The 24,762-nt window shown below is 68.9% G+C and carries 23 protein-coding genes; 19 read left to right on the forward strand and 4 right to left on the reverse strand.

The features are described from left to right. A partial coding sequence (locus AX018_RS00005) for a transposase (protein ID WP_211322335.1) occupies nt 1–224 on the reverse strand: 224 nt, incomplete at its 3' end. A 145-nt stretch (nt 225–369) separates the two neighbouring features. Between AX018_RS00005 and AX018_RS00010 the strand changes: the two genes are divergently transcribed. The 5 genes from AX018_RS00010 to AX018_RS00030 all read left to right on the forward strand — a co-directional run bounded on the left by AX018_RS00010 (nt 370) and on the right by AX018_RS00030 (nt 6,821). Next, nucleotides 370–1,464, forward strand: coding sequence for an SGNH/GDSL hydrolase family protein (locus tag AX018_RS00010; protein ID WP_111875208.1), 1,095 nt, complete (start codon nt 370–372; stop codon nt 1,462–1,464). Nucleotides 1,465–1,680: 216 nt separating this feature from the next. Next, nucleotides 1,681–3,255 (forward strand): carbamoyltransferase C-terminal domain-containing protein, encoded by a 1,575-nt coding sequence (locus tag AX018_RS00015; RefSeq protein WP_111875209.1) that lies wholly within the window; start codon nt 1,681–1,683, stop codon nt 3,253–3,255. Nucleotides 3,256–3,270: 15 nt separating this feature from the next. Next, nucleotides 3,271–4,620 (forward strand): ATP-grasp domain-containing protein, encoded by a 1,350-nt coding sequence (locus tag AX018_RS00020; RefSeq protein WP_111875210.1) that lies wholly within the window; start codon nt 3,271–3,273, stop codon nt 4,618–4,620. Nucleotides 4,621–4,694: 74 nt separating this feature from the next. Beyond that, nucleotides 4,695–5,930 (forward strand): MFS transporter, encoded by a 1,236-nt coding sequence (locus AX018_RS00025; RefSeq protein ID WP_111875211.1) that lies wholly within the window; start codon nt 4,695–4,697, stop codon nt 5,928–5,930. 120 nt (nt 5,931–6,050) lie between these two features. Next, complete coding sequence (locus AX018_RS00030) at nt 6,051–6,821, forward strand: alpha/beta fold hydrolase (RefSeq protein WP_111875212.1); 771 nt, start codon at nt 6,051–6,053, stop codon at nt 6,819–6,821. A 129-nt stretch (nt 6,822–6,950) separates the two neighbouring features. Here the strand turns inward: AX018_RS00030 and AX018_RS00035 are convergent, their stop codons facing one another. Both AX018_RS00035 and AX018_RS00040 read right to left on the reverse strand, forming a co-directional pair. Further along, nucleotides 6,951–8,072 (reverse strand): VanZ family protein, encoded by a 1,122-nt coding sequence (locus AX018_RS00035; protein ID WP_111875213.1) that lies wholly within the window; start codon nt 8,070–8,072, stop codon nt 6,951–6,953. 17 nt (nt 8,073–8,089) lie between these two features. Continuing rightward, nucleotides 8,090–8,518 (reverse strand): CopD family protein, encoded by a 429-nt coding sequence (locus AX018_RS00040; protein WP_111875214.1) that lies wholly within the window; start codon nt 8,516–8,518, stop codon nt 8,090–8,092. 84 nt (nt 8,519–8,602) lie between these two features. Between AX018_RS00040 and hemB the strand changes: the two genes are divergently transcribed. The 7 genes from hemB (at nt 8,603) to AX018_RS00075 (ending at nt 16,858) form a co-directional block, all read left to right on the forward strand. Next, complete coding sequence (gene hemB, locus AX018_RS00045) at nt 8,603–9,610, forward strand: porphobilinogen synthase (protein ID WP_111875215.1); 1,008 nt, start codon at nt 8,603–8,605, stop codon at nt 9,608–9,610. Between the two features lie 39 nt (nt 9,611–9,649). After that, complete coding sequence (locus AX018_RS00050; protein WP_111875216.1) at nt 9,650–10,867, forward strand: magnesium transporter CorA family protein; 1,218 nt, start codon at nt 9,650–9,652, stop codon at nt 10,865–10,867. A gap of 15 nt (nt 10,868–10,882) precedes the next feature. Next, nucleotides 10,883–11,632: a glutamine amidotransferase gene (locus AX018_RS00055; protein ID WP_111875217.1), complete on the forward strand. Its 750-nt coding sequence runs from the start codon at nt 10,883–10,885 to the stop codon at nt 11,630–11,632. Nucleotides 11,633–11,736: 104 nt separating this feature from the next. Beyond that, nucleotides 11,737–12,219: a MarR family winged helix-turn-helix transcriptional regulator gene (locus AX018_RS00060; protein WP_111875218.1), complete on the forward strand. Its 483-nt coding sequence runs from the start codon at nt 11,737–11,739 to the stop codon at nt 12,217–12,219. Between the two features lie 37 nt (nt 12,220–12,256). Beyond that, nucleotides 12,257–13,786, forward strand: coding sequence for an efflux transporter outer membrane subunit (locus AX018_RS00065; protein ID WP_111875219.1), 1,530 nt, complete (start codon nt 12,257–12,259; stop codon nt 13,784–13,786). Between the two features lie 74 nt (nt 13,787–13,860). Continuing rightward, nucleotides 13,861–15,234, forward strand: a complete 1,374-nt coding sequence (locus AX018_RS00070; RefSeq protein WP_111875220.1) for an HlyD family secretion protein — start codon at nt 13,861–13,863, stop codon at nt 15,232–15,234. 55 nt (nt 15,235–15,289) lie between these two features. Further along, entirely contained in the window at nt 15,290–16,858 is a 1,569-nt protein-coding gene (locus tag AX018_RS00075; RefSeq protein WP_111875221.1) for a DHA2 family efflux MFS transporter permease subunit, read from the forward strand. A gap of 183 nt (nt 16,859–17,041) precedes the next feature. Here the strand turns inward: AX018_RS00075 and AX018_RS00080 are convergent, their stop codons facing one another. Continuing rightward, nucleotides 17,042–17,731 carry a dienelactone hydrolase family protein gene (locus AX018_RS00080; RefSeq protein WP_111875222.1) on the reverse strand — a complete coding sequence of 230 codons (690 nt, stop codon included), beginning with the start codon at nt 17,729–17,731 and terminating at the stop codon, nt 17,042–17,044. A gap of 112 nt (nt 17,732–17,843) precedes the next feature. On the opposite strand from AX018_RS00080, the gene AX018_RS00085 reads away from it, so the two are divergent. The 7 genes from AX018_RS00085 (at nt 17,844) to AX018_RS00115 (ending at nt 24,607) form a co-directional block, all read left to right on the forward strand. Further along, nucleotides 17,844–18,593 carry an SDR family oxidoreductase gene (locus tag AX018_RS00085; RefSeq protein WP_111875223.1) on the forward strand — a complete coding sequence of 250 codons (750 nt, stop codon included), beginning with the start codon at nt 17,844–17,846 and terminating at the stop codon, nt 18,591–18,593. A gap of 42 nt (nt 18,594–18,635) precedes the next feature. Then, the gene (locus tag AX018_RS00090; RefSeq protein ID WP_111875224.1) at nt 18,636–19,271 is read left to right on the forward strand and encodes a MarC family protein; all 636 of its coding nucleotides are present in this window, start codon (nt 18,636–18,638) and stop codon (nt 19,269–19,271) included. Between the two features lies 1 nt (nt 19,272). Beyond that, nucleotides 19,273–19,956: a response regulator gene (locus tag AX018_RS00095; protein ID WP_111875225.1), complete on the forward strand. Its 684-nt coding sequence runs from the start codon at nt 19,273–19,275 to the stop codon at nt 19,954–19,956. 200 nt (nt 19,957–20,156) lie between these two features. Continuing rightward, on the forward strand, nt 20,157–21,626 hold the full coding sequence (gene creC, locus AX018_RS00100; RefSeq protein WP_111875226.1) for a two-component system sensor histidine kinase CreC: 1,470 nt from the start codon (nt 20,157–20,159) through the stop codon (nt 21,624–21,626). After that, nucleotides 21,598–22,776, forward strand: a complete 1,179-nt coding sequence (locus AX018_RS00105) for a hypothetical protein (protein ID WP_146749174.1) — start codon at nt 21,598–21,600, stop codon at nt 22,774–22,776. The genes creC and AX018_RS00105 overlap by 29 nt, the downstream gene beginning before the upstream one ends. 89 nt (nt 22,777–22,865) lie before the next feature. Further along, nucleotides 22,866–24,275 (forward strand): cell envelope integrity protein CreD, encoded by a 1,410-nt coding sequence (creD, locus tag AX018_RS00110; protein WP_111875228.1) that lies wholly within the window; start codon nt 22,866–22,868, stop codon nt 24,273–24,275. Beyond that, nucleotides 24,272–24,607, forward strand: coding sequence for a hypothetical protein (locus tag AX018_RS00115; protein ID WP_111875229.1), 336 nt, complete (start codon nt 24,272–24,274; stop codon nt 24,605–24,607). Before creD ends, AX018_RS00115 begins: the two co-directional genes overlap by 4 nt. Nucleotides 24,608–24,762: the final 155 nt, after the last annotated feature.

The following is a 24,762-nucleotide window of genomic DNA, read 5'->3' on the forward strand; positions in this document are numbered from 1 at the left end:
TGCCGCAGGGGCTGGCCGAACAGGCACTTGATGCTCAAGCAAAACTGGATGGCTGCGTCCGAGAACGTCGCGCTGCGACCGCGCTTGCCGCTGGGCATTGCGAGCCACTGCATGCCTTCATCCAGCCACATCGTCAACGATCCTCGCGCCCTCAGCGCTGCGTTGTAGGCTTTCCAGTTCGTCGTGCGGTACTTGGTCCGCCTCTCGCTCTTTGCTTCCGTCACGCCTTCAGTCTATCGGTGTGGCCGGGGTGATTTGTGCAACAAAGCCGTTATCTGCGAATGCAGCATGGCAGCGCCACGGATGGCGAGAGCATTCCGGAAAACCCCGGATTCGCGCGCAGAACCTGACCCCCGTAGAAGCAGAACCATGGAAAGAAAAGCACTGACCCACGACGAGGCTGTCCAGGAGGTTTATCGCCTGACGCCTCAGATCCGGGAATACGATGAATTCATGTACCTCGGTGTGCGCTGGCTGCCGTACACGATGTTCTTTCATCACACGAACTACCGGTCTGAGGTCATCAACACCGACGGCTTCGGTTTCCGCTACAGCGATTGGCAAGGGCGCCCACTGGGAGTGGAGAACATGCCGACCGATGCTCCGGTCAACCTGTTGATCGGCGGTTCGACCACGCTCGGCACGGGCGCCACCAGCGACGCCTGGACGGTGGCCTCCCGTCTTGCTGCGCACACGGGGCAACCGTGGTTGAACCTGGGCGGACGCGGCTACAACGCAGTACAAGAATTGCTGCTGTTCATGATGCACCAGCATCGGTTCGGCCCGATCAACCATGTGGTGGTATTCAGCGGCCTCAATACCCTGACCCTGGAAGGGCTGCCGGACGAATTGGCGACTGACCACGGTCGCTATTACTACTCGTTCGAGTACCAGCACTACATGGACAAATACAACGACGACTTGAAGCGGCGGACCCGCACCTACGCTTCTGAACTGGATCGTCGCGGCAAGGGCTTTATCGCTCGCTATCTTGACAAGCTGCGCGGTGACGACAATCCCGCCGACCTCATCCTGACCGATGACCAGACAGACACCTCGACGCGGGTCGCGCGCGCTGCCTGGGTGGTCACCAATGCCCTGCGCCAATGGCAACTGCTCCTGGGAGGCTCTGGCGCCAAGCTCAGCTTCGTGTTGCAGCCGATGGCCTACTGGACCCGGCCGCAGTTGACATCGGAAGAGGCGGACATCTTCCACGCGATCGACAGCTGCCCGAACAATTTCTGGCGCCTGTTCAGCAAGATTCTGGGCCCGGAAATCCACGCCCCATTCGTCGATCCGATTCGCACTTTCTGCACCAGCAACGGGCTCGCGTTCGCCGACATGAACGAATTGCTGCGTGATTCACCGCAACTCAATGATTACCTTTTCGTTGATCGGGTCCATTTCAACGACAAGGGCTATGACGAGGCCGCGCGACTGATCGCGACCCAGTTGGCGAAATGATCATTATTCCGCTTTAAAAAAGGAGTTCACATGCCATCCGTGCAATCTGAAAAAAAAGGCTTCTGGAGCCTGCTGCGTACCGTATTCGGCCGCCTGTTCTCCCGCAACAAAAAGAAAAAGCGCCAGAGCTCCATTTATCCGCTGCGCTGATATGGCCGTAGGCATTGCCTCTATTCCCGGCAAGAACGCTCACTGATTCCCCGACAAAAGAAAGACATGAAGATTTTTGCAATGAAGCCCGGCCACGACGGTGCGATCGCTTTTGTCGATGCCGCCGCTGGCAAGCTGGAATGGTCTCTGGAAGCGGAGAAAGACAGTTTCCCGCGCTTTGAAGTGTTCAATCCCGCGCAGATGGTGTACGCAGCGGAACAACTGGACGTGATGCCGGACGTGTTCGCCGTCAGCGGTTGGGGCAAAGGTTCGCTGGCCGCCAACGCGCCGATCGGTGCCGGCTATTACGGATGGAACGAGCAGGCGGTGCAGCAGCGCGCCACACGCATGTTCGGCCATGAGGTCCAATATTTCAGCAGCAGCCATGAGCGCTCCCACCTGTGGTGCAGCTACGGCCTGTCGCCGTTCGAGCAGGGGCAGCCATGCTACGTGCTGGTGTGGGAAGGCGCGCTGGGCGACTTCTACCAGATCGATGCCGATCTGCAGGTCAGCAGCCTGGGACGCGTGATGATGACGCCGGGCAACAAATACTCCTTCCTCTACGCCCTGGCAGATCCGAGCTTCACGCTGCCCAGGGGCAAGCTGCGCAACGAAGACCCAGGCAAGCTGATGGCGCTGTGCGCGTTTGGCCAATCAGGGGAAATGGATGCGGATGAACGCAAGCTGACCGATTTCCTGCTTGAGCGCGACAGCATCCTCGCCACCCTGTCCAAAGAGGACATGCGCTGGAGCAAGTACTACAACATCGGGCTCGACCATCCAGACTTCACACGCCTGGCGAAGCGCTATTCAGACGAGATATTCAACCGCTTCTATCTGTATGCCAAGAAGCATTTGACGAAGGGCTACCCGCTGTTGATTTCCGGGGGCTGCGGGTTGAATTGCGACTGGAACACGATGTGGCGCAACAGCGGCCTGTTCCAGGACGTGTTCATCCCGCCATGCACCAACGATACCGGGTCGGCGATCGGCACCGCAATCGATGCGATGCGCGAGTTCACCGGCAAAGCCAAGGTCAGCTGGAATGTTTATGCCGACCGGCCGTTCGTCGATGATCAGCCTGACATGCCGGATGTGGATGTCTATCCGCTCGATCTGCAGCAGGTGGCGACCTTCCTGGCACAGCAGAAAGTCGTGGCCTGGACGCAAGGGCATTGTGAGATCGGTCCGCGCGCACTGGGCAACCGATCGATCCTGGCGGCACCTTTCACCGATGGAATGCGCGATCGCCTGAATCACATCAAGAAACGTGAAGGCTTCCGCCCCGTGGCGCCTATTTGTCTGGAAGAGGACGTCAGCCAGCATTTCGAGTGGAGCGGGCCATCGCCACACATGCTGTATTTCCAGCAAGTGCGCAACCACGATCTGCGCGCGATCACGCACATCGATGGCACCGCGCGCGCACAAACCGTGAACCCGACACAGAACCCGAACATGCACCGCCTGCTGAGCGCGTTCAAGCAGGTGGCCGGTGCTGGCGTTCTGTGCAATACCTCGCTGAATTTCAATGGCACGGGCTTCATCAACCGCACCAGCGATCTCTACCAATACTGCAAGAGCACCGGTATCGAGGGTTTTGTCTATGACGAGAAGTTCTGCGTGATCCGCGGTACGGCTTGAAAAAGGATGTCGTCCATGAGCAAGAAGATTCTGTATGTCTATGCGCCGGCCGGGCCACCGCTGGACTATTGCTTTCCCAAGATCGCAGGACGTGGCGAGGTGTACACCTGCATCGTCAGTCCGCCGTCGGCCTCCAATATGGAGATCCTGCGGCGCCACAGTCGCGAGGTGCATGATTTCAGCGATATCACGCCATCACAGGCATTGCAGCAGGTGCGAACGCTGGCGCAGCGGATACAGCCCGATGCGATCTTCACGTTCTCTGAATTCCTGCTGAAATCGGTGGCCGAGATGGCCGCCGATTTCGGATTGCGCACGGTCGGCCCGAACATCGAGTTGGGCCGCAACAAGGTCTTGATGCGTGAATGCTGGCAGGCTGCCGGGATTCCGCAGCCTGCATTCCTGGCCATCCGGAACGAGCAGGAAATCGTGCGTGCCGCCGAGCTCAGATTTCCGATATTGGTGAAGCTGGCGTACGGCGCCGGTTCGATCGGCCAGCAGATCGTGCATGGCGTGGAGGAATTGCCAGACGCAATCACGCGCTTGATCGCCGCCACCGAAAGCGCGCGCAAGGCGGGCAAGCATGAGTTCTCGGAAAACGAGGGCTTTCCGCAGCTGATCGCGGAAGAAATCATCCAATCCACCACCGAGTCCTGGTACGAAGAAGATGGCTACGGCGATTATCTGAGCGTGGAAGGGCTGGTGCGCGACGGCGTGTACTACCCGCTGGCGATGACGGGACGCCTTCGCACGATTCCGCCGTTCACCGAGCTGGGCAATCTCGCTCCCTGTGTATTGAACGACGATAAGAAGCAGAAGATCGTGCAGTTGATCACGCGCGCCATCGATGCGCTGGGTTTCGAGAATTGCGCGACCCATACCGAACTCAAGCTGATGGCGGATGGGCAGGTGTCATTCCTGGAAACCGCCGCTCGCATGGGAGGCGTGGCGATCGCCAAAGAACTGGATGAAGTGTTCGGCCTGGATTATGTCGATCTGTTCCTGAGCGTGATCCTGGGCGAGCCGGCGCAGATCCCGGCCTTTGAACAGAATCCGCCGCGCTGCGCCGCCGCTTCGGTGGCCCTGATCGCCTGCGATAGCAGGGGAACACCTTGGCAAAGTGCGCGCAGCTTTGCACCAGAAAGGGTGAATTGGCCTGAATTGCTGGATGGCATGGCGAATGTGGATATCCAGTACGCGCAGTCGATCGTACCGGGCAGCCCGATGGCGCCTTACGACATTTCCGGTGGCTTGATGAACTACGCCGGACAGGCTTTCCTGACGAGCCCGACTCCGGCCGCGCTCAAGCGTGCCGCTTACAGGCTCCTGGACGGGCTGGAGCAGCGCCTGCCATCGCATTCCTGAACAGAGCCGGAGAAACGCTTGACCACACCCGCACCGCGCGACCGCCATTCCTGCCTGTGAAAGAGAGGGGCCAGATGAATCCATCGATCGATCCACGGCGCCTCAGCGCCGTTCTGTGGACAGTCAACCTGTCCTCGATAGCCGCGAGTGTGTTCAGCTATGTCTACCTGTCCTATTTCGTCTATCAGCGCACAGGCAATGTGCTGCTCTCGGAATGGGTGTTGCTGGCACCGATGGTCGTGCCCGTGCTGCTGTGCCTGTTGATCAGCCGCATCGCCAATGCGGGTTCTCCCCGCAAGGTGCTGCTGCTCTGCAATGTCCTCTGTGCGGCCTGCGCGCTGCTGTGCTTTGGTCTGCTCGATCGGCACATCTGGCTCGCGCTCGTGGCGGCGCTGGTGATCGGCTTTCTCGACGCTCTGCAGCGGGTCGCACGCACGGTGGCGATCAAACGGTATTTTTCCACCGCCGACGTGAAGTACGCCGTTCCCATCACGCTGACCGCGCAGTTCATCGCGGGTGGCGTGGCGGGCATTGCTCTTGCCTTCTACCGCAGCGAGATCACTCCGCAAGTCGCGAATGCGATGGTATGCGCCGGCTTTTTGCTCGCAGTGGTGGCGGCCCGTCTGCTGCCGGCGGAGCAAGCGGCCCCGGTCGACGCTTCAGCGACTGCTGCAGCGCGACTGCGCAATCCGCTCGTCCAATTGAGGCGGTTGCTGGCCGCGGATGCCAACCTGCGCCGCCATTTCTTCGCCTTTCTGATTTTCGTCAGCATCTTCCAGGGCTTCTTCAACGTCTCGCGCGTCACCCTGCCCTCCCACGTCCTGCGGCTCGATCAGTCCTGGGTGGGTTATCTGCAGATGATCAGCGCCGGCTCCGCGCTGCTGGGCGCGCTGTTGTTTGTCTGGCTGGTCAAGCAGAAGATCATCCTGGGCCGCCCAGCCAGGGTGATGCTGAGCGGGATCGCATTGCTGGCAATGGGCGGAGCGACCATGGTCGGGCAGCCTGTCGCCAGCTATTTTCTTTATTTCGTTTTCATGTTCGTCTGGGAAGTGCTGTTTTTCAAGTACCAGTCCGATCTGGTCGAGGTCACGCCCTCCGACCAGATGGCGCTGGTGGCCACGTTCCAGTATGCGGGGGTGTATCTGGGCATGCTGGTGACCGGCACCCTGGGGGGCATATTGACCAGCCATATCGGCCTGCCCGCCTGCGCACTCATTTTCGCGCTGGTCTATCTGGTCCTGATGCCACTGAATGCGCTGCACGGACGGCAGGCGGGTGGCCAGACCGCGTCCGCTCCAACGAATGTCTGATACGGGTTTGCAATCAAAGAGAGAACAAGGCGCGAAGCCGCAGACAGTGCTACAGCACGGCAAGGCGAAGCAACGCAGTTATCTTTTTGATTGCGAAACCGTATGAAAGGAAGAAGCAAGATGCCGCAGAATATTCCGCTGGTCATGGTGCATGGGCTGTTCGGACCTTTGCACTACTTCGATCCGGCAGAGCGCATGCCGGGAATCACGGTGCTGACGCCAGACCTGCTGGGCTATGGCAACCAGGCGCCCCAGACACAACTGAGCCTGTCGGCACAGGCCGATGAATTGGCGGGCATTCTGCGCACGCAGGTAGCAAGGCCATGCCATCTGCTCGGCCATAGCGTGGGTGGGGCGGTTGCGGTGCTGACAGCGGCTCGCGTGCCCGAGTTGGTGAAAAGCATCGTCAGCGTTGAAGGCAATTTCACGCTGGACGACGCCTTTATGTGCCGCCGTATCGCCGCAATGCAGCCAGACGAATGGGCCGCCGAACTGCGGGGTATCCAGGGTGATCCGGTGGCATGGTTGTCCCGAGGCGACATCGAGGCCACCCCGGAGCGACTGCAGATGGCGCAGTGCATCCTGCACAACCAGACGGCCACGACGCTGTGGCTGATGGCTCGCGCCGTGGTGGAGGAAACCGCCGTTCCGGGTTACCTGCAAGCAGTGCGGCAGATCATGGAACGCGGCATTCCATTCCATCTCCTGGCCGGCAGCAGATCCGCGCAAGGCTGGAACGTACCCAGCTGGGTTCGCCAAGGCGCGAGCAGCGATGCCGTGCTGCCGAACTGTGGTCACATGATGATGCTGGAGGAGCCGGACCTGTTTTGCGAGCATCTCTCGCGATGCCTGTATTCCAGGGCCGACTCAGCGATGCCGTCCACGCCGTGATGTAAGGCGCCGGGCATGGCCAGCCGGGCTGGGATACCGGCCGGGCCACGGCGTTGCCTGGAGGAGCTCCGCACGACTGCGCTCTCGTCGGCAGCTTCTGGTGGCCTGAAGGCGGAATGGTTCGCGGATTCAGTAGGAGCCGATGCGGGTATCGGGCTCGCGAGGCGCGCGGCGCGCGACCTGCTGCACCACGTAGACCAGGGCCGCGTAGGGCCAGAGCCAGCCCAGCCATTGGCCCAGACCATAGAACCGGATGAAGCGCCCCTGCTCCCAGGCCAGCAGGGTTTCGGCGAAGTAGGCACTGGTCGGCGCCTGGTTGAGCAGGTTGAGGTGCCACACGAGCACGAGCAGCAGCAGCGCCCCGGCCGCGCGGCGCGGCAACGCCACGAGCAGCAGGGCTGCGCCAAGCCCCGCGCCAATGCCCGCGCGGGCCGGCAGCCCCAGCCATTCCCAGGCGTGCGCGGGGCCGTAGCTCAGCGCGGCGGAGAGCGCGGTCACGCCTACGCCGGCGGCGACGATGCACAGCACGTACGCCACGCGGCGGCCGACCGGGCGGATCACGCAGTACCCCAGCAGGCAAGGGACGAGCAGGCCCAGCAGCACGGCGAACAGCTCGGCGCCGGGCAGCAGGGGCTCCAGCGGCACCTCCCGCACGGGCATCCATTCGAGGAAAGGGGTGTCGGCCAGCGTGTCGGCGAGCGCGGCCTCCAGCCGCTCCCACATCTGCCCGAGGCCGAAGGGCACGGCGGCGGGAAACAGCAGCGCCAGCGGCCAGAGCGCGATCAACGCCAGCGCGCCGCTGGCATCGGGCACGAACCAGCGCGCGCGGAAGCGGCTCCAGCGCGCGATGGCGCCCAGGCGCTCCAGCAGCGCGGCCACGAGCGCGCCGATCAGGGTGCCGGCCGCGTTGAGGGCCAGGTCCATGTTGGATGGCACGCGGCGCGGCAGGTAGATCTGCAGCAGCTCCATCAGCATGGACAGCGCCGCACCCGCCAGCAGAGCGACCGGCACGGCGGCGCGGGGCCAGCCCGTGCGCAGCAGCGCCAGCGCGAGCAGGAAGCCCAGCGGCGCATAGCCCGCGACGTTGATGTTGACGTCGAACCAGGTCCAGTAGGGCGGCGGGATGCGGGCGGTGAGGAAGACCAGCGGCGAGATGCCCTGCTCGCGCCAGCCCTCGAACGGGAACAGGCTGGCGAAGACGATGAGCGCCGTGTAGATCAGCGCGAGCGGCCAGGCGGAGGTCTTGTGCACTGCAGCCCGCGCGCGCTTCAGAAGGGCTTGACGACCACCAGAACCACCGCCGCCACGAGCAGCAGCACCGGCACTTCGTTGAACCAGCGGAACCACTGGTGGCCATGGCGGTTACGGCCGGTGGCGAACTTGCGCAGCAGCACGCCGCAGGCATGGTGGTAGCCCACGGCCAGCAGCACCACCGTGAGCTTGGCGTGCATCCAGCCGTTGCCCGGGCCTTTGCCGATGCCGTAGCCCAGGTACAGCCACAGGCCCAGCGCCAGCGCCGGCGCGGCCAGCAGGGTGGTGAAGCGCAGCAGCTTGCGCGCCATCAGCAGCAGCCGCTCGCGCTCGGCCGTGGAGTCCGGCGGCACCATCGCGATGTTCACGAAGATGCGCGGCAGGTAGAAGAGGCCCGCGAACCAGCTGGCCACGAAGACGATGTGGAAGGCTTTGACCCAGAGCATGCCGCGCAGTGTACGTGCCGCCGCGCCCGCCGGCCTCGGGCGGGGGGAACATCCCGGCGCGCCGAATGGGGGCACAATTTCGGGATGCACCTCTCCAGCCCCGCGCCCTTTCCCGTCCACCGCCCGCGCCGCCTGCGCCGCGATGCCTTCACCCGCGATCTGGTGCGCGAGCACCGCCTCTCCCCGCACGATTTCATCTACCCCGTGTTCGTGCACGAAGGCACGAACCAGCGGCAGGCCGTGCCCTCGATGCCCGGGGTGGACCGCCTGAGCCTCGATCTGCTGCTGCCCGTGGCCGAGGATTGCGCGCGCCTGGGCATCCCGGCGCTGGCGCTGTTCCCCTCGATCGACCCGGCGCTCAAGACGCCCGACGGCAAGGAGGCCCTGAACCCCGACGGGCTGATCCCGCGCGTGGTGCGGGCGCTGAAGAAGGAGTTCCCCGAACTGGGCGTGCTGACCGACGTGGCGCTGGACCCCTACACCAGCCACGGCCAGGACGGCCTGCTCGACGACACCGGCTACATCCTGAACGACGAGACGGTGGAGATCCTCGTCGGGCAGGTGCTCACGCACGCCGAGGCGGGCGTGGACATCGTGGCGCCCAGCGACATGATGGACGGGCGCATCGGCGCGATCCGCGAGGCGCTGGAGGCGCATGGCCACGTCCACACGCGCATCATGGCCTACAGCGCCAAGTACGCGAGCGCGTTCTACGGTCCGTTCCGCGACGCCGTGGGTACGCGCGGCGCCCTGGGCCGCGCCGACAAGAACGTCTACCAGATGGACCCGGGCAACACCGACGAGGCGCTGCGCGAGGTGGCGCTGGACATCGCCGAGGGCGCCGACATGGTGATGGTCAAACCCGGCATGCCCTATCTGGACGTGGTGCGCCGCGTGAAGGACGAGTTCCGCGTGCCCACCTTCGCCTACCAGGTGAGCGGCGAGTACGCGATGCTCAAGGCCGCCGCCGCCAACGGCTGGCTGGACCACGACGCGGTGATGCTGGAGGCGCTGCTCGCCTTCAAGCGCGCCGGGGCCGACGGCATCCTCACCTACTTCGCGCGCGATGCGGCGCGCCTGCTGCGGAAGTAGGCGCGGCATGCCGCCCAGCACACCCGGCGGGAGCCCGGCTTGACGCAGGACGCCCCCGGCGCCATCCGCGCCTTCCACATCCAGCCGCAGGGCGTCCGCGAGCTGGACGCCATCCCGCAGCGCCTGCCCGCGCAGGGCTTCGTGTGGATCGCCTGCACGCGCGCGGCGTTCGGCGCGCAGTTGCCTGCCCTGCAGGCCGCGCTGCAGGCGCTGGCCGGCCAGCAGCTCGTCGATCTGCACGTGTCGGACCTGCTCAATGCGCAACTGCCCTCGCATTACGACTACACCTCGCAATACGACGTGCTGGTGTTCCGCCGCCTGAGCGCGACGCAGTGCGACACGAACACGGTGCCGGCCCCGGCGGGCGCGGGGGCCGGCAAGCGCTCCGGCCCGCCGGTGCTGCGCCGCATCGACACCAGCCCCGTGGGCTTCGCGGTGTTCGACCAGGTGCTGCTGTCGGTGCACCCGGGCGACTGCACGGTGCGCGATGCGTTCGCGGCGCGCCTGCTCGCGGCGTCCCAGCCGCCGGCACCGCCCGCCCCGGCACCCACCGAGCCCGCCGCGGGCATGCCCGCGCCGCCCTCGGAGACCCTGGCGCGCGAGCTGCGCACCAGCCCCGTGCCCGGCTCGCGCCTGCCCACCAGCCCGGCGGACCTGATGCTGCGCGTGGTGAACCTGATCGTGGACAACTACCTCGACCTGCGCCGCGAGCTGTCGCGCCAGCTCGACCACTGGCAGGGCGAGCTGCTCAAGCCGCGCGCGCGCTTCGCGAACTGGAGCGCCCTGCTGGATGCGCGCCTCACGCTGCACCAGCTCGACGAGATCTGCGAGGACCAGCGCGCCGCCGTGCAGGACTGGGTGGACACGCTGGAGACCTGGGTCCTGCCCGACAGCGTGGCGGCGCTGCGCGAGCTGGACCTGCTCAAGGTGCGCAGCCGCGACGTACTGGAGCACATCGAGCGCGTGGTGCACCACGTGCGCCGGCTGGAGCAGAGCACCGAGACCGCCGTGCAGATGCACTTCAGCGTGCAGAGCAACCGCACCAACGACATCATGCGCACGCTCACGGCGCTCACCGCCGTGTTCCTGCCGCTGAACCTGATCGCGGGCATCTTCGGCATGAACTTCGAGTTCATCCCCCTCATCCACAAGCAGGACGGCTTCTGGTGGGCGATGGGCTCGATGACCGTGATCGCCGTCGCGCTCGTGGCGCTGTTCTGGCGCAAGCGCTACCTGGCCCGCACGGGCCACCACTGACCCACCCACGCCGCCATGCCCTCATCCGCCGCCACCCCCCTTCCCATCGTGATCGCCCGGACCGGCGGCACCTTCGAGGTGCTGCGCGGCCGCCTGGGCGACTTCGCGGACTGGGTGCGCACCGGGCTCGCGGCGGAGGCCGGCGGCCTGCCCGTCACGGTCGTGGACGCCGCCGCGGGCGCACCCTTGCCCGAGCCCGGCGCCATCGCCGGCGTGGTGCTGACCGGCTCGCACGCCATGGTGACGGATCGCGCCGGCTGGAGCGAGGGGCTGGGCCGGTGGCTGGCGCGGGCGGTGGCGGCGCGCACGCCCGTGCTGGGCATCTGCTACGGCCACCAATTGCTCGCGCATGCGCTGGGCGGCGAAGTGGCGGACCATCCGGACGGGCTGGAGATCGGCACCGTGGAAGTCCACCCCGAGCCGGCCGCGGCCGCCGGCGATGCGCTCTTCGCCCCGCTGCCTGCGGCCTTCGCCGCGCAGGTCGTGCACCATCAGTCGGTGCGGCGCCTGCCACCCGGCGCGGTGCGCCTCGCGGGCAACGCGTTCGAGCCGCACCAGGCGTTCCGCGTGGGCCCTTGCGCCTGGGGCGTGCAGTTCCATCCGGAATTCGGCGCGGCGGCGATGCAGGGCTACATCGACACCCTCGCGCCCGAGCTGCGCGCGGCCGGCCACGATCCGCAGCGGCTGGGCGATGCCGTCCGCGCCACGCCCGAGGCCGCCGGGCTGCTGCCGCGTTTCGCTCGCCTGTGCGCCCGGGGCGCCTGAGCCCCCTTTTTCCCCTCCCGCCCGGCCACCCTCCGCCGCGGATCCCGCAGCACGGAAAGCCCTTGCCATTGACATTATTTGATTAGTCAATTAATGTCGCGTCCATGACTTCTTCGAACGATTCCGTCGATCCCGAGTTCATCGAGCAGAGCGTGGGCTACCAGATGCGGCGCATCGTGAACCTGATGGCCTGCGCGGTGGACCAGCGCATGGAGCCCCTGGGCCTGACCGACGCGCAGTGGAAGCCGCTGCTGCGCCTCTTCCTGGCCCCCGGCCAGGAGAGCACCGTGGCCGCCCTGGCGCGCGGCTGCCAGCTCGACGCCGGCGGCATGACCCGGCTGCTGGACCGGCTGGAGGCCAAGGGCCTGTGCCGCCGCGAGCGATCGCAGGAGGACCGCCGCGTGGTCAATCTGGCGCTCACGCCCGAAGGCCTGGACACGGCCCGGCAACTGCCCGACCTGCTCACGGACCTGCAGCAGACCGCGCTGCACGGCTTCAGCGACGCGGAGACCGCCCAGTTCCGCCAATACCTGGGCCGCATCTACGACAACCTCGGCACGCGGCTGCCGCCGCCGGACGGCGAGTAAGCCCGCCTCCGCCTTTTCCCCAGAGAGCACGCACAACATGAAAAAACTTCTGGCTCCCTCCCCCGCCCTCTCCGCCGCGCCCCGCTGGCACGGCGCGGCGCAGTATTTCGGCACCCTGGCCTTCGCACTGCTGGGCCTCACGGCCTGCGCAGACATGTCGGGCATCGCGCCCCAGGCCCGCATGCGCGACGCCGCGTCGCTCGGGCTCGCGGCCCAGGCGCAGGGCGTGGCCGATGCCGCCCGCGCCTTCGCCGACCCCGCCGTGGCGGCCGACTGGTGGCGCGGCTTCGGCAATGCGCAGCTCGACGCGCTCGTCGATCAGGCCCTGGCCCAGAGCCCGAGCCTGAAGCTCGCCGAGGCGCGCATCGCACGGGCCGAAGCCTTCACCGAGACCGCCCGCGCGGCGGACCACCCGCAGGTGAACGGCAGCCTGGACGCCACCCGCCAGCGCTACAGCGCCAACGGCCAGTTCCCCCCGCCGCTCGCCGGCAGCACCGAGAACAGCGCCACGGGCCGCCTCACGGGCAACTGGGAGCTGGACTTCTTCGGGAAGAACCGCGCGGCGATCGACGCCGCCGTGGGCAGCGCCAACGCCGCCATCGCCGATGCCCAGGCCGCGCGGGTGCTGCTGGCCGCCAACGTGGTGCGCCAGTACGTGGAGCTGGCGCGGCTGCAGGCGCAGTCGGAGGTGGCCGAGCGCACGCTCGCGCAGCGCACCGAGACCCTGGCCCTGGTGCGCGATCGCGTGGCCGCCGGCCTGGACACGCGCCTGGAAGAGCAGCAGAGCGAGGGCAGCCTGCCCGAGACGCGCCAGCAGATCGAGGCGCTGCGCGAGCAAACCGCGCTGGCCCGCAACGCACTGGACGCGCTGGTGGGCCAGCCGGGCGCGGCGCAGGCGCTGGCCGTGCCGCCGCTCGCATCGCTGCGGCCCATCGCCCTGCCCGCCACGCTGCCGGCCGACCTGCTGGGCCGCCGCGCCGACATCGCCGCCGCGCGCTGGCGCGTGGAGGCCGCCACGCAGGACGTGGCCGTGGCGCGCGCGCAGTTCTATCCGAACGTGAGCCTCACCGCCTTCGTGGGCCTGTCCTCGCTGGGGCTGGACAACTTCGCCAAGGGCGGCAGCCGCGAATGGGGCGTGGGCCCGGCGATCCGCCTGCCGATCTTCGAGGCGGGCCAGCTGCGCGCCAACCTGCGCGGCAAGGCCGCCGACGTGGACGCCGCCGTGGAGAGCTACAACGCCGCCCTGCTCGATGCCGTCCACGAGGCCGCCGACCAGATCGCCTCGGCCCGCTCCATCGAGCGGCAGACGGCCGAGCAGCAGCGGGCGCAGCAATCCGCCGAGAACGCCTACGCCATCGCGCAGCAGCGCTACGGGGCCGGCCTGGGCAACTACCTGAACGTGCTCACCGCCGAGACCAGCGTGCTGCAGCAGCGCCGCCAGGCGGTGGACCTGGCCGCGCGGCGCCTGGACAGCCAGGCCCGACTCTCCCGGGCGCTGGGCGGCGGCTATGCCGCTCCGGCGCAGGACGTGGCCGCCGCGGCGCCGTCCCGGGCCGAAGCCCACTGACATACCCGCCGCCGGCCCGCCCTTTCGCCTCCCTTTTCCCCCTCCGACGCCCTCGCCGCGCAGGAAAGACCGCCATGAACGCACCGCAAGCCCCCTCCGCCACCGCCACCGCCCTCCCGCCGCAGGACGCCAAGGCCCGCCGCCGCAAGACCCTCATCTCGCTGGCCGCCGTCGCCGTCGTGGCCGGCGCCGCCTGGGGCGCCTACGAATGGCTCGTCGCCAGCCACTACGAGAACACCGACAACGCCTACGTGCAGGGCAACGTCATCCAGATCACGCCGCAGACCGGCGGCACGGTGATGTCCATCATGGCCGACGACACCGACTTCGTGACGGCCGGCGCGCCGCTGGTCAAGCTCGATCCGGCCGATGCGCGCGTGGCGCTCGCGCAGGCCGAGGCCGGGCTCGCGCAGGCGGTGCGGCAGGCCCGCACGCTCTACGTGAACAACGGCTCGCTGGCCGCGCAGGTGACGCTGCGCCAGGCCGACGTCACCCGCGCGCGCACCGACGTGGCGCGCGCGCAGGACGACCTGCAGCGCCGCCAGTCGCTCACGGGCAACGGCGCCGTCTCGCGCGAGGAGCTGCACCACGCGCAGAACCAGCTCGACGCCGCGCGCGCCGCGCTGGCGGCCGCCGAGGCCGGCGTGGCCGCCGCGCGCGAGCAGCTCACCAGCAACCAGTCGCTCACCCAGGGCGTGCCGGTGGAAGAGCACCCCAACGTGCTCGCCGCCGCCGCCAAGGTGCGCGAGGCCTTCCTGGCCGACCGCCGCACCGCCCTGCCCGCGCCCGTGGACGGCTACGTGGCCCGGCGCAGCGTGCAATTGGGCCAGCGCGTGGCCGCCGGCACGCCGCTCATGACCATGGTGCCGCTGAACCAGGTCTGGGTGGACGCCAACTTCAAGGAGAACCAGTTGCGCAACCTGCGCCTGGGCCAGCCCGCCACGCTGACGGCCGACCTCTACGGCAAGAAGGTGGAATACACCGGCAAGGTGGTGGGCATGGGCGTGGGCACGGGCGCGGCCTTCGCGCTGCTGCCCGCGCAGAACGCCACCGGCAACTGGATCAAGGTGGTGCAGCGCGTGCCCGTGCGCATCGCCCTCGACGGCGAGCAGCTCAAGGCCAACCCGCTGCGCGTGGGCCTGTCGATGGACGTGACGGTGAACACGCAGGACCGCGGCGGCGCGCTGCTGGCCGGCGCGCCACGCGGGCAGGCGGTGGCGCAGACCGCCGTCTATGCCGACCTGGACAAGGGCGCCGACGAGGACGTGGCCCGCATCATCGCGGCCAACGCCGGCCCGCAGGCAGGCGGCGCGAACGCCCTCGCCAGCGCCCGGCCAGCCCTGGCGCGCGGCGGCGAGGCGCACGCACGGCACGCGCAGCCCTCCCGGGCCGTGCAGACGGCCGAAGCCGCGCACGCCGCCAACCCCGCCGGCGGCGCGGTGCACTGACCCTCCGGGCGGCGCGCCCGGCCTTTGAAAAAACACTCCAACACCCGAAGCGCCCATGTCCTCTCCCACCCACACCCCGCCCCTGGCGCCGCCGCCGCTCGACGGCAACGCGCGCCTGTGGGGCACGCTGGCCCTCTCCGCGGCCACGTTCATGAACGTGCTGGACACCTCGATCGCCAACGTGTCCCTGCCGGCCATCGCGGGCGACCTGGGCGTGAGCCCCACGCAGGGCACCTGGGTCATCACCAGCTTCGCGGTGGCCAACGCCATCGCCGTGCCGCTCACGGGCTGGCTGTCGCAGCGCTTCGGGCAGGTGCGCCTGTTCGTGGCGAGCGTGACGCTGTTCGTGATCGCCTCGCTGCTGTGCGGCATCGCGCCCAACATGACGCTGCTGATCGCCTTCCGTGCGCTGCAGGGCTTCGTGGCAGGGCCGATGATCCCGCTGTCGCAGTCGCTGCTGCTCTCCAGCTACCCGCGCGCGCTCGCGGGGCTGGCCATGGCGATGTGGTCGATGACCACGCTCATCGCGCCCGTGATGGGGCCGCTGCTGGGCGGCTGGATCACCGACAACATGACCTGGCCGTGGATCTTCTACATCAACGTGCCCGTGGGCATCGCGGCCGTGGTGGTCACCTGGGGCATCTTCCGCCGCCGCGAGACCGAGCGGCGGGTGCTGCCCATCGACTCCATCGGCCTCGCGCTACTGGTCGTCTGGGTGGCGGCCATGCAGGTGATGCTGGACATCGGCAAGGAGCACGACTGGTTCGAGTCGCCCTGGGTGGTGGCCTGCGCCCTCGTGGCGGCCGCGGGCTTCGTGGTCTTCCTGGTCTGGGAGCGCGGCGAGGAGCACCCCGTGGTGGACCTCTCGCTCTTTCGCATCCGCAACTTCTGGGCCGGCGCGCTCGCCACCTCGGTGGGCTACGGGCTCTTCTTCGGCAACGTGGTGCTGCTGCCGCTGTGGCTGCAGCAGTACATGGGCTACACCGCCACGCAGGCCGGCATGGTGATGGCGCCCGTGGGGCTGCTCGCGCTGGTGCTCTCGCCCGTGGTGGGCAAGAACATCGCCAAGGTGGACCCGCGCCGCTTCGCGACCTTCGCCTTCCTCGTGTTCGCGCTGGTGCTGTGGATGCGCTCGCGCTTCAACACCCAGGCGGACCTGATGACCATCATGGTGCCCACCCTCATCCAGGGCATCGCCATGGCGTTCTTCTTCATCCCGCTGGTGACCCTCACGCTCTCGGAGATCGCGCCGGCGCGCATCCCGTCGGCCTCGGGGCTATCGAACTTCATGCGCATCACGGCGGGCGCCATCGGCACCTCGGTCTCGACCACGCTCTGGGAGCGCCGCGCCACGCTGCACCACGCGCAGCTCACCGAGGGGCTGCAGCAGGGCGCGCAGGTGCCGGCGCAGGTTCTGCAGGGGCTGCAGGGCGCGGGCCTCACGCCCGAGCAGGCGCTGGCGCAGGTGGAGCGGCTGGTGAACCAGCAGGCCTTCATGATGGCCGCCAACGACATCTTCCTGGCCTCGGCCGTGCTGTTCCTGCTGTTGATCCCGCTGGTGTGGCTGGCCCACCCGGTGCGCGCGAGCGCGGGCAGCGCCGACGCGGCGGCTGGCGCGCACTGACCCCGCGGGGGGTGCCGCCGCCCCCGGAGGGTGGCGGCACATTTGCTACTACTTCAATAGCAAACTATTGATGATTTACGGCGACATGGAGCCATTTCGACCCCAAACCATGCGCCAGAGGCTCCCGCGAAGCCCTGGAACACCGCGCCGGGCCCGGAGCACGGGCCCGGCGTTCACGCCGTGTCAGCCGATGTGCTTCGCGAAGAACGCCAGCGTGCGCTCGCGCGCCGTGTTCGCGGCGGCTTCGTCGTAGGAGCCGCGCTGCTCGCAGTTGAAGCCGTGGTCGGCTTCGTAGATGTGGGCCTCGACCCCGGGGTGGGCCTTGCGGAAGGCCTCCACGCCGTCGAGCGGGATGTAGTGGTCGCGCGTGCCGAAGTGGGCGATCACCGGGCTGCGCGGCGTGCGGGCGGCCTCCTCGGGCGCCGTGATGCCGCCGCCGTAATAGACCGCCGCGGCCGCGAGGCCGTGCAGCGCGCAGGCCGAGCGCCAGCTCAGCAGGCCGCCCCAGCAGTAGCCCACGATGCCGACCTTGCCGCCGCCCTCGCGCGCCGCATGGTCGATGGCGGCCTGGATGTCGGGCAGCACGCCCGCGCCGGGCAGGGCGTCCACCTGCAGCTTGAGCCCGAAGCCCTCCTTCATGTCGACCTCGGTGTAGCCCAGCTCCACGCCGGGCCGCACGCGCGCGAACGTGGCGGGCGCCACGGCCAGGTAGCCCGCGGCCGCGTAGCGGTCGGCCACGGAGCGGATGTGCGAATTGACGCCGAAGATCTCCTGCAGCACCACCACGGCACCGCGCGGCGCGCCTTCGGGCCGCGCCACCCAGGCCGGCACCTTGAAACCGTCGGCCGAGGCCAGATCCACGAAACTGCCCATGCTGTCACTCCTTCGTTGTTGCCTGTGAGAATTGCGCCCCGCACCGGGGAGCGGCGGACCGGCCGCCGCGGTGCTGTAATCGCGCCACGGCATTCTTGCAGGAGACGCAGCCATGGACAAAAAAGTGGTTTTGGTGACGGGAGGCAGCCGGGGCATCGGCGCGGCGACGGCCCGGCTCGCGGCGCAGCGCGGCTGGGCGGTGGCCGTGAACTACGCGCAGGACGCGGCGGCCGCCGAAGGCGTGGCGGACGGCATCCGGGCGGCCGGGGGCGAAGCCTTCGCGGTGCAGGCCGACGTGGCCGACGAAGCGCAGGTGGTCGCGATGTTCGGAGCCGTGGATGCACGCCTGGGCCGGCTGTCGGCCCTGGTCAACAATGCCGGCGTGGTGGACGTGCCGGCCCGCGTGTCGGAGATGAGCGGCCGGCGGTTGCGGCGCATGTTCGACATCAACGTGCTGGGCAGCTTCTACTGCGCGCGCGAGGCGGTGCGGCGCATGAGCACGCAGCGCGGCGGCCCGGGCGGCAGCATCGTCAACGTCTCCAGCGCCGCCGCGCGCCTGGGCGCCGCCCACCAGTACGTAGACTACGCCGCCGCCAAGGGCGCCATCGACGTGCTCACCGTGGGCCTGGCGCGCGAGGTGGCCGCCGAGGGCATCCGCGTGAACGCGGTGCGCCCGGGCCTCATCGACACCGACATCCACGCCAGCGGCGGCCTGCCAGACCGCGTGCGCGACCTTGCCCACCAGGTGCCCATGGGGCGCGGCGGCACCGCGGACGAGGTGGCCGAATCCATCGTCTGGCTGATGTCGGACGCCGCCAGCTACACCACCATGAGCCTGCTGGAAGTCTCCGGCGGCCGCTGACCCGGACATGCCCGGAACCACGCAAACGGACACGAGAACACCATGGACCTCAAGCCCCTCATCACCCTGCTGGCCATCGTGAACCCGCTGGCCATCGTCCCGTTTTTCATCCACTACACCGACGGCTTCTCGCCCCGCCAGCGCCGCCGCACCATCCAGGTGGCCGCGTTCAGCGCGTTCTGCGTGATCGCGGCCTGCGCGCTGCTGGGCCTGCAGATCCTGGAGTTCTTCAACATCTCGCTGCAGAGCTTCCAGGTGGGCGGCGGCATGCTGCTGCTCATCAGCGCGATGAACATGCTGAACGCCCAGCCCGCCGAGGCCAAGCCCCACACCCACGAGCTGGAGGAAGGCGCCGAGAAGGCCGCGCAGGGCGACAGCATCGCCGTGGTGCCGCTCACCATCCCGCTGCTCACCGGGCCGGCCAGCATGTCCACCGTGGTGATCTACGCCGACCGCGCGCAGACCTTCTGGCAGCACCTGGCGCTGGTGGGCTACGGCGTGGTGATCGCCGCCGCCACGGCGCTGTGCTTCTCGCTGGCCGACCCGATCGCGCGCGTGCTGGGCAAGACCGGCATCAACGTGATGACGCGGCTCATGGGCCTGATCCTCGCCGCGCTCGCCGTGGAGGTGATGGCCGACGGGCTGGGCAAGCTCTTTCCCGTGCTGGTGGCGCGCTGACATGGCCGCGCGGCTGCTGCTCGTCGAGGACGACCCCGCCATCGCGCGCACCGTGGCCTACGCGCTGGAGCGCGAGGGCCTCGCGGTGAGCCACAGCCTGCTGCTGGGCGACGCGCGCGGCCTGCTGCGCGCCCACCGCTTCGACCTGCTGGTGCTGGACGTGGGCCTGCCCGACGGCAACGGCCTGGACCTGCTGCGCGAGCTGCGCCAGCAGCGGCAGGCCGTGCCGGTGCTCGTGCTCAGCGCCCACGGCGAAGAGATCGACCGCGTGCTGGGCCTGGAGCTGGGCGCCGACGACTACCTGCCCAAGCCCTTCAGCCCGCGCGAGCTGGCCGCGCGCGCCAAGGCCCTGCTGCGGCGCGCGGCCGTGTCCGGCGCGGCGCCCGCGCCGCCCCCGGGCGGCCCCTTCCACGACGACGCCGCCGGCCAGCGCGTGCACCTGCACGGCCGCCCGCTCGCCCTCACGCGGCGGGAGTACCGGCTGCTGTCCGCCCTGCTCGCGGGCGCGGGCCGCATCCACGCGCGCGAGGCCCTGCTCGCCGCCGCCTGGGGCGACGACAGCGAGAGCACCGACCGCACCGTGGACACCCACATCAAGACCCTGCGCGCCAAACTGCGCGAGGCCGACCCGGCGCGCGAGTACATCCATACGCACCGGGGCATGGGTTACTCGCTGGAGCCATGAAGCCCCTCCTGAGGCGCTTCGCGCCATCCCCCCGCGGTGGGACGACGCCGGTGGCCCGGCGAAGCCGGTTCCACGGCGTCCGCTGGCGTGGCCTGCTCCGCGGCCTTCTGAGGGGAGAGGCCCGGCTGCCAGCGGGTGCCGATCCGCGGGAAATGGCTCCGGGCATCGGCCCGCTGCGGGCACCCCGGGGGGGTTGAACCATGCGCCTCGGGCTGCGGCTGCTCTTCGCGTTCTTCCTTATCAACGGCATCGCGGCCTTCTTCGTGCTGCGCGTGTTCACCGCCGAGATCAAGCCCAGCGTGCGCGAGGTGATGGAGGACATGATGGTGGACACCGCCAACCTGCTCGCCGAGCTGGCGAGCGACGACCTCGCGAGCGGGCGCCTGGCCGCCGGCGCGCAGGCCGCGCCCGGCGCGCCGGAGAGCGACTTCGCCCGGCACGTGCGCCGCTACGCGGGCCGGCCCATCGACGCCACCATCTGGGGCCTGTCCAAGCAGACGCTGGATTTCCGCATCTACGTGACCGACGAGCGCGGCCGCGTGCTTTTCGACACCGAGCGCCGCGCCGTGGGCGAGGACTACTCGCAGTGGCGCGACGTGGCCCGCACCCTGCGCGGCGAATACGGCGCCCGCGCCACGCGCGACGTGCAGGCCGACGACACCAGCGGCGTGATGTACGTGGCCGCGCCCATCTGGATCGATGACGGCGGCGGCGGGCGGCGCATCGGCGGCGTGCTCACCGTGGCCAAGCCCACGCGCACCGTGCAGCGCTTCATCGACCGCGCCGAGCACAAGGTGCTCAAGGGCGGCCTGCTGCTGCTCGCCCTCTCGGCCTGCGTGGGCGTGGGCGTCACCGTCTGGACCGTGTGGCACGTGCGCCGCCTGCGCGACTACGCCCTCAGCGTGCAGGCCCCCGGCGACGGCGCCGGCCCGCCGCCGGCCGTGCCGCGCGTGCCCGGCGAGCTGGGCGACCTTGCCCGCGCCATGGACCGCATGCGCGAGCGCCTCGAAGGCCGCGACTACATCGAGGGCTACGTGCGCGCCCTCACCCACGAACTCAAGAGCCCCGTGGCCGCCCTCCGCGGCGCGGGCGAGCTCCTGCAGGACGACCTGCCCGCCGGCGACCGCCGCCAGTTCGCCACCCAGGTGGTGGAGCAGAGCGAGCGCCTGCAGCGCCTCATCGACCGGCTGCTGGAGCTGAGCAAGCTGGAGCAGCGCCAGCACGCCGAGGCCGGCGCCGCGCCCGTGGCCCTGCGCGCCTGCGCCGAAGCCGCCCTGCGCCAGTGCGAGGCCCGCGCGCGCCAGCGCGGCGTGCGGCTGGAGCTGGCCGGCGAGGGCGCCAGCGGCCCGTGGGAGGCCGAACTCGTCACGCTGGCCCTCGGGAACCTGATCGACAACGCCATCGACTTCTCGCCCGGCGGTGGCACCGTCCACGTCGCGCTCGACGGCGCGAGCGTCTCGGTGCGCGACGAAGGCCCTGGCGTGCCGGACTACGCGCTGCCGAGGCTGGGCGAGCGCTTCTTCACCACCGCGCGGCCGGACGGCTCGCGCAGCGGATCGGGACTTGGGCTGGCGATCGTGAAGCGGGTGATGGCGCTGCATGGGGGGCGGTTCAGCACGGTGGCCAGCCCCCGGGGCTTCCATGTCCGGCTCAGCCTTCCCTCCCCTTGAAGCCCGCGAGAATGCACCCGACAGACCGCATCGCATCGAGGGAGTTTTCTTGAAGACGAATATCGCCACGGCCACGGCCGCCGCCCTGCTGGCCTCCACCACCGTCGCTGCGGCGGGACCCTCGGTGCCCCTGGCCATGGAGACCCGGTTCGAGCCCGTCAATCCGGACATGTATTCCATGGACTGGATCGACGACAGGCATGTGTTGCTGACCGTACCGACCGGCAACCCCAACCAGCACTGGTTCCGCAAGACGTTGATCGTCGATGCACGCACAGGAGAGGGTTCGGTGTTCCTGCAGAACGCGCACCTCATCTGCACCGACCCGGCCCAACGCATCGCGACGCTGCACGAGGGGAGCATGGAGAGGATGTTCACGGGCTCCGGGCCTGTCGCCGATCCGCGCGACAGCTTAAAGTCCTACCGATGGGACGCCGCGCAGCAGAAGCCGCTGGCCGCAGTTCCCGGGAGCAGCGCCTGGAACCTCTTCATATGCAGGGCCACCCAAGCCGAGGACGCCCAAAGGCCCATGGCGGGGTTCCTGGGGGCCGATATCCGTTACCTGGAAAACGGCGACGGCTTCCTGAAAAGCGCCGGGCGTTCCGATTTCGGCAAGCACCCCAGCACCTGGTTCCACGCGCACCAGAAGCCGAAGCCGGTCGATGTCTCCATCGACCGGGTCGCCCCCACGCCGCAGTACCTTCCGTACCGGGATGCGCACCTTCTGTCCGTGGGCAAGATCGCCGGGGATGGCACCTTCTTTTCCAATGGAACGGACCGCCACACCGAATACCCGCTCATCCTGCTGAAGCGCGATGGGGCGCTGGAAAAGACGTTCACCCAAGCGGCCCTGGGCCACCTGAAATTCTCCCAGGCCTTCGTCCATCCCTCCGCCCAGGGCAACCTGGTCTATGTGGCAAGTAACCAAAAGGAAGGCGGCGGCATCTACCTTCATGCCGGCAGCTCTCTGACGAGGATGTGGTGCACGAACCGCACGAGCGATCCGTCTCGGCGATGCCAGATCCACGCCATGCAGATCTCGCCGGATGGCTGCCGGGTGGCCTTCGTTTCCGCCGAGTCGGACGACCCCGCCAGCACCCAATGGGGCAAAAGACTGCAGTTCCTGCCCCTGTGCGGCCAGAGCCGATGAACTTCACCTGAGCCTCACAAACTTCTCACCGCGCTCACCCGCCGCGCGAACACTGCGCCTCCATCACCACATGCCGGAGGAGCAGTCCCTTGAAACACCCCGTTCTCACCAAAACCGCCGCGCTCATCGCGGTCACCCTGTTGCTGCTGTTCGGCCTCGGCCAGATCGAGGACGTGGTGCGCGACCGGCAGTACTACCGCGCGGAGGCCGCGCGCAGCGTGGCGCAGAGCCTGGCCGGGCCGCAGACGCTGCTGGGCCCGATGCTGCACAGCGCCTGCGTGGAGAGCTGGGAGGTCGTGACCGGCAACGGCGCCGAGCGCCGCACGAGCGAGCAGCGGCGCGAGTTCATGCTCACGGCCATGCCGGAGCAACTGCAGGTGCGCTCGGGCGCGGCGATGCAGGAGCGCTCGCGCGGCCTGCACAAGGTCAATGCCTACACGCTCAAGGCCCACGTGACGGCGCGGTGGGCTACGCTCGCAAGCCTGCAGCCCCAGTCCACGGTGAAGGGCTCGCGCATGCAGTGCGGCGCGCCGATCCTGATGCTGGCCGTGGGCGATGCGCGCGGCATCCGCGCGGCCAGCGTGGAGGTGGACGGGCAGGCGCTGGCGCTCAAGCCCGGCACCTTCCACCCGACCTATACGCGCGGCCTGCACACGCCGCTGCCCGAGGCGCTGCGCGCGGGCGAAGGCGGCCTGAGCGCCTCCATGGACCTGGAACTGGTGGGCACCGAGCGGCTCGCCATCGTGCCCCTGGGCGGCACGACCGACGTGCAGTTGCAAAGCAGCTGGCCCCATCCGTCGTTCGCGGGACGGTTCCTCCCCTCCGAGCGCGAGCGCAGCGATGACGGATTCACCGCGCGCTGGAACCTCTCCTCGCTCGCCACCACCGCCCCGCAGGACGTGGCCGGCGGTCTCAAGCTCTGCGACGGCACGGCAGAGGCGCCCCTCTACGACGCCGGCGACGCCTCGGCGCGCAGTTGCACCGACACCTTCAGCGTGGCCTTCGTGGACCCGGTCAACCCGTATTCGCTCTCCGACCGCGCGGCGAAATACGGCGTGCTGTTCATCGCGCTCACCTTCGTGGCGGTGGGTATGTTCGAGCTGATGCTGCGGCTGCGCGTGCACCCGGTGCAGTACCTGCTGGTGGGCAGCGCGCTGTGCAGCTTCTTCCTGCTGCTGGTGAGCCTGTCGGAGCACCTGCCCTTCGCCACCGCCTATGCCGTGGCGGCCGGCGCCTGCGTGCTGCTGCTGGGCTACTACGCCAGCCACATGCTGCGCAGCGCGCGGCGCGGCCTGCCTTTCGGCGCGGGCATCGCGCTGCTGTATGCCCTGCTCTACCTGCTGCTGCAACTGGAGCAGACCGCACTGGTGGTCGGCGCGGTCGCGCTCTTCGCGGTGCTGGCGGGCGTGATGGTGGCCACGCGCAGGCTCGACTGGTATGCGCTGTCCCCCCGGGGCACAAGCGCTGCCGCGGCGGCGCAGGCGGGGGCCGGCGCATGACCGGCGCCGTCACGCCCGGCGGGGCCGCCGGCCTGGCGCCGGCATGGGCGAGCTACCTGTCGTCCACGGCCGGCGCGGATGCGCCTTCTGCACCGGCGCCCGCGCTCTCCGCCGCCGAAGCCGAACGGCTGGCCCGGTACCGCGACCGTCTGCTGCAGGCGTGGGAGTCGAGGGACCGGGCCGCCCTGCGGGCCGCGAAGCAGGCCGTGCTGGAGGCCGCCGCCGCGCGTTCCGGGCCCGAGGCGGCCCCGCCCCTGCGGGGTGCGCTGCGCTTGCTGGCATGGCGCATGGCGGCCCTGCGGCCACAGCGCGCGCCGGTGGAGTGGGGATGAAAGCGAAGAGCGACGGCGGCGGATGCCATGGCTGCCGCGGGTGGCAGCGCGCGTGGTGACGTTCCGGACAACCTGTCAGGCATGTGCGTCCTCGATGGCATGGCGGAGCGGCGCTCCGCTACGGATGCTGCCGCACGGGACATGCCACCGCCGCA

The sequence above is a fragment of the Paracidovorax anthurii genome (assembly GCF_003269065.1).
Taxonomy (GTDB): domain Bacteria; phylum Pseudomonadota; class Gammaproteobacteria; order Burkholderiales; family Burkholderiaceae_C; genus Paracidovorax; species Paracidovorax anthurii.